Source organism: Abyssibacter sp. (genome assembly GCF_964229365.1).
Classification (GTDB): domain Bacteria; phylum Pseudomonadota; class Gammaproteobacteria; order Nevskiales; family OUC007; genus Abyssibacter.
The window spans coordinates 1-5,123 of the sequence record NZ_CAXRDQ010000052.1 but is presented as its reverse complement, the minus strand read 5'-3'; the positions used below and the strand labels follow the sequence as shown (position 1 = coordinate 5,123).

Genomic DNA, 5,123 nt, shown 5'->3' with positions numbered 1-5,123 from the left:
CGTCATGCCAGTGACGGCCCAGGACATTGAAATGGCGCCTGCAGGCCGACAAATCGCCCAGGCGAGCGAATGAGCGCGGAGAGCCAGCCATCATGAACTTTGCCCGCTTTTTCGTGGACAGGCCGATTTTTGCGGCCGTGCTGTCCATCATCATTTTCGTGGTTGGGTTGATCGCGATCCCGCTCTTGCCCGTCAGCGAGTACCCGGAAGTCGTGCCACCCACCGTACAGGTTCGCGCCACGTATCCTGGCGCAAATCCGCGCGAAATCGCCGACACGGTAGCCGCACCACTGGAGGCATCCATCACCGGCGTGGAAAACATGCTCTACATGAAGTCCGTGGCCGGTAGTGATGGCGTGTTGGTGCTGACCGTCACCTTCCGTCCTGGCACCGATCCCGACGACGCCCAGGTCAAGGTACAGAACCGTGTCGCCCAGGCAGAGCCGCGTCTTCCCGAAGCGGTGCGCCAGCAAGGTGTGGTGACCGTCAAACAGTCCCACAACGAAACGCTGGTCGTGCAGTTGCGCTCGCCGGGCGATCGCTATGACGCGCTGTACCTGCGCAACTATGCCGTGCTCCATGTACGCGACGAGTTGGCACGCATCCAGGGGGTGGGCGATGCCAAGATCTACGGCTCTGGCGACTACGCCATGCGCTTATGGCTGGACCCCGACAAAATTGCGGCGCTGGGTATGACCGCCGGCGATGTGGTCGAAGCCGTGCGCGAACAGAACGTCCAGGTCTCGGCCGGTCAACTAGGTGCGCCGCCCAACCCCTCGGGAAGCGACTTCCTCCTGTCCATCAATGCGCAGGGCCGGCTGGTGACGGAAGAAGAGTTCGGCGACGTCATCGTCAAGACCGGATCGCAGGGTCAGGTCACCCGGCTGCGAGATGTGGCGCGCGTGGAAATGGACGCATCCAGCTACTCGCTGATGTCGTTGCTCAACAACAAGCCTGCTGTCGCGATCTCTGTCCTTGAAGCCCCGGGCGCCAATGCCATCGAAATCTCGGATCAAGTCCGCGCGAAGATGGACGAGTTGGCCAAGCGCTTTCCCGAGGGAGTGGAATGGTCGGTGGAGTATGACTCAACTGTCTTCGTGCGTCAGTCGATCAAGGCGGTCGTCAACACTCTGCTGGAAGCCATCGGACTGGTGGTGCTGGTGGTGATCTTGTTCCTTCAGACTTGGCGTGCCTCCATCATCCCACTGCTAGCCGTGCCGGTGTCGGTGGTAGGCACCTTCGCCGTGCTGCTGATGCTGGGCTTTTCCATCAATACGCTCACGCTTTTTGGACTCGTGCTTGCCATCGGGATCGTGGTGGACGACGCGATCGTGGTGGTGGAAAACGTCGAGCGCAACATCGCCGAAGGGCTGGCGCCGCTGGCTGCGGCCCATCAGGCCATGCGCGAAGTCAGTGGCCCCATCGTCGCCATCTCGCTGGTGCTGTGCTCGGTATTCGTGCCTATGGCATTCCTGTCCGGCGTGACAGGGCAGTTCTACAAACAGTTCGCCGTCACCATTGCGATCTCCACGGTAATTTCGGCCATCAACTCGCTGACGCTGTCGCCTGCGCTGGCCGCGCGCCTGCTTCGCCCGCATGGTGCCGCGCCAGACCTGCCCACGCGGGTGCTGGATCGCAGTCTGGGCTGGATATTCCGGCCGTTCAACCGTTTCTTCCTGCGCAGCGCGGATGGCTATGGAAACAGCGTGTCGCGCATCCTCGGGCGGCGTGGTGCGGTGTTTCTCGTCTACATCGCGCTACTGGTGGCGACGGGAGCTGTGTTCAAGGCCGTCCCTGGCGGATTCATCCCCATGCAGGACAAGCTGTATCTCATCGGTGTCATCCAGCTACCCGAGGGTGCATCCCTGGAGCGCACGGAAGCGCTGGTCCGCCGTGTGAGCGACATCGCGCTCAAGACCGATGGCGTCTACAACGCCGTGCAGTTCCCGGGCATGAACGGCTTGCAGTCGACCAACACGTCCAATAGCGGCCTAGTGTATTTCATACTCAAGCCCATCAATGAGCGCAAGCACACTGCAACCGAGATTGCGGAACAGTTGAACGAGCGCTTCGCTCAGGAGCAGGACGGTCTGGCCTTTGCCATCATGCCGCCCCCTGTCATGGGGCTGGGCGCGGGTTCCGGGTTCTCTCTTTACGTGCAGGATCGCAACCGTGAGGGCTATGCCGCATTGCAGACGGCGACCACCGAGCTGGCGACGGCCATCTCGCAAGAACCGGGATTCCAATATCCGATCAGTTCCTATCAGGCCAATGTGCCGCAGCTTGACGCCGTAGTGGACCGCACCAAGGCGAAGGCACAGGGCGTGGCCGTGACCGATCTTTTCGATACGCTGCAAGTGTACCTGGGTTCGGCGTATGTCAACGACTTCACGCGCTTTGGCCGCACCTTCCGGGTGATGGCTCAGGCGGACGCACCGTTCCGCAGTTCTGTCGAGGACGTGGTCAAACTGCGCACCCGCAACGCCAATGGCGACATGGTGCCCATCGGCAGCATGGTGGACGTGCGCAAGACATTCGGCCCCGATCCCGTCATCCGCTTCAACGGCTATCCATCTGCCGACCTGATTGGTGAGTCAGATCCGCGTCTGGTGTCGTCATCGCAGGCATTGCAGCAAGTGCAATCCATTGCAGACAAGGTGCTGCCGCCAGGCATGCAACTGGAGTGGACCGACCTCAGCTACCAGCAGGTCACGCAAAGCAATACCGCGCTGGTGGTGTTCCCGCTGGCGGTACTGTTGGTCTTCCTGGTGCTGGCGGCACTGTACGAAAGCTGGACGTTGCCGCTGGCCGTCATCCTGATCGTGCCCATGAGCCTGTTGTCGGCCATGACGGGCGTGTGGCTCGCGGGTGGTGACAGCAACATTTTCGTGCAGATTGGCTTGATAGTGCTGATTGGTCTGGCCTCCAAGAATGCCATTCTGATCGTGGAGTTCGCCCGTGAACTTGAGCGCAAGGGGCACAGCATCCTCGATGCCGCGCTGGAGGCATCACGCCTTCGTCTGCGCCCGATCATCATGACTTCCATCGCCTTCATCGCTGGCGTGGTGCCGCTGATGGTCGGTTCCGGCGCAGGCGCGGAGATTCGCCAGGTTATGGGAATGACTGTGTTCGCCGGCATGCTCGGCGTGACCTTGTTCGGTTTATTCCTGACTCCTGTTTTCTACGTCGCGTTACGCAGGCTCGCGACGCGCAAGCCACGTCGCCAGGCAAATGTCGCCATGGAGGCCACCCATGACTGACTCCACAAGGACTGATTCCGTCATGCTTCAAACGCCATCCCGCATCCGACCATGCCTACGTCGGATGCCACATCTGGTACTGCTCCCTTTGGTGGCGTTGACGCTGGCAGCTTGCGCAGTAGGGCCGAATTACAAGGCACCTGCCGCGCCCCAGGCAGTGACGTATGCCCGCCAAGACCCCGTTGCCGTGTCCCAGCTTGTACCGGAGGCCGATGCGCAATTCTGGCGGGAACTGGATGACCCGGTGCTGCACTCTTTGGTGGAGAATGCTCTTCACGCCAATCACGACATCCGCATAGCACTGTCGCGCTACGAGCAAGCCAGCGCACTGTCGCGCGAACGTCGCCAAGACTACTATCCGACGCTGGGCGCGTCCGGTGAAATCAGTACCCAGCGCGCCAGTGCTGCACAAGCACCGGATGCGTCCCGCTCCGACCGGGATAACGATCTGCATTCGGCTAGCCTATCCGTGATCTGGGAATTGGACTTCTTTGGCCGAGTGCGGCGCAGCGTGGAATCGCAGCGCGCCGAGACCGAGGCCAGCGCAGCCGACCTGGCGGGCGTACAAGTGGCTATGGTGGCCGAGTTGACCGACGCCTATTTCCGCTTGCGCGGCTTGCAAGTGCAATTACAGGTCGCGCGGGACAACGAAATCAACCAAGCCGAAACGCTGCGGCTGATCGAGGTCTTGTTCGAGAACGGCCGGGGCACGTCGTTCGATGCCGACCGCGCCCGCACGCAATTGGCGCTGACACGCTCGCGCATTCCGCCGCTTGAAGCTGAGGCTGCTGTGGCCGCCCACCGCATTGCCGTGCTCACTGGCCGCACGCCTGCGGCGATGGCCGAAGTGCTGGATCACCCCGCAGCCTTGCCTGAGCTGCCCGCCCAGATCAACGCCGGTGCACCGGGCGATCTACTGCGTCGCCGTCCCGATGTGGCTGCGGCAGAACGTAGGCTGGCTGCGGCCACTGCGCGTATCGGCGTAGCCATGGCAGACCTGTTCCCTCGCTTTACGTTGGGAGGGCTGATCGGCACGCAGGCGTTGGGCTTTGGTTCGTTGTTCGAGCGTGATAGTGAAACGCGAATGATCTCGCTCGGTGTGGGTGGTTCCTTCCTAGACGTGGGCCGGGTGCGGTCGCGCATCGCGGCGGCCAATTCAGCCACTGCCGAAAACTTGGCGGTATACGAGCGCACGGTGCTGCGCGCCATGGAAGAAACCGAGAACGCGCTGGTACGCCTATCGCGCGCGCAGACCGAGTACGCCATGCTGGTACAGGCGACCGAGGCCAGCCGTCGGGCAGCCAAGACGGCTCGCCTGCAATTTGAGGGCGGCGCCATCCATGTTTTGGATGTGCTGGAGGCCGAACGTTCACGCTTGGAGTCCGAAGACTTGCTGGCACAAAGCGCCACCCGCAGGGCGACGGCGTTGGTGGCGGTCTACAAGACGCTGGCCGGCGGCTGGTCACACGCCTTGCCCGGACCGCAGGGCGAGGCAGTCGCGCAGCGCCACAAAAGCGGCGACAGGCCTGAACTGGATGAACTCGGTGAGATGAGCGGCTACAACGCTGCGACTCTCAAACGGCCTTTGTACTGACAACAGGAGGCGAAATGGAGATTCGACACTTACGCTGCTTTCTCGCTGTCGCCGAAGAACTACATTTCGCGGGTATACGGATTTAATGGTTGATGGGGCACCTTTACCCCACCAACCTGATACCATTATCAGATGGTTGATAGATCGACTCCGTAGTTGAGTTCCTCTGCGAAGTCCGGCAGTCCGTAACCGATGGTTTTCTTGTAGAAAGGAGAGACCTTCGCAGTCGGTGCCTTCTTCTTGTGCTTCGTGGTGTAGAGCATTCGTGC

The 5,123-nt window shown here is 61.5% G+C and carries 2 protein-coding genes and 1 pseudogene; 2 read left to right on the top strand and 1 reads right to left on the bottom strand.

The window, feature by feature from the left end:
• Nucleotides 1–92: 92 nt before the first annotated feature.
• Nucleotides 93–3,260, top strand: coding sequence for an efflux RND transporter permease subunit (locus ACE1EY_RS08755; protein WP_370299974.1), 3,168 nt, complete (start codon nucleotides 93–95; stop codon nucleotides 3,258–3,260).
• Between the two features lie 22 nt (nucleotides 3,261–3,282).
• Nucleotides 3,283–4,854 carry an efflux transporter outer membrane subunit gene (locus ACE1EY_RS08750; protein WP_370299973.1) on the top strand — a complete coding sequence of 524 codons (1,572 nt, stop codon included), beginning with the start codon at nucleotides 3,283–3,285 and terminating at the stop codon, nucleotides 4,852–4,854.
• A gap of 128 nt (nucleotides 4,855–4,982) precedes the next feature.
• Here the strand turns inward: ACE1EY_RS08750 and ACE1EY_RS08745 are convergent.
• Nucleotides 4,983–5,123 (bottom strand): annotated as a pseudogene (locus ACE1EY_RS08745) (ISL3 family transposase); the annotation flags it as partial.

What these genes read in the sequence shown, in the direction of transcription:
- ACE1EY_RS08750 (WP_370299973.1), top strand. Translation starts at nt 3,283, where the DNA reads ATGCTTCAAACGCCATCCCGCATCCGACCATGCCTACGTCGGATGCCA.
- ACE1EY_RS08755 (WP_370299974.1), top strand. Translation starts at nt 93, where the DNA reads ATGAACTTTGCCCGCTTTTTCGTGGACAGGCCGATTTTTGCGGCCGTG.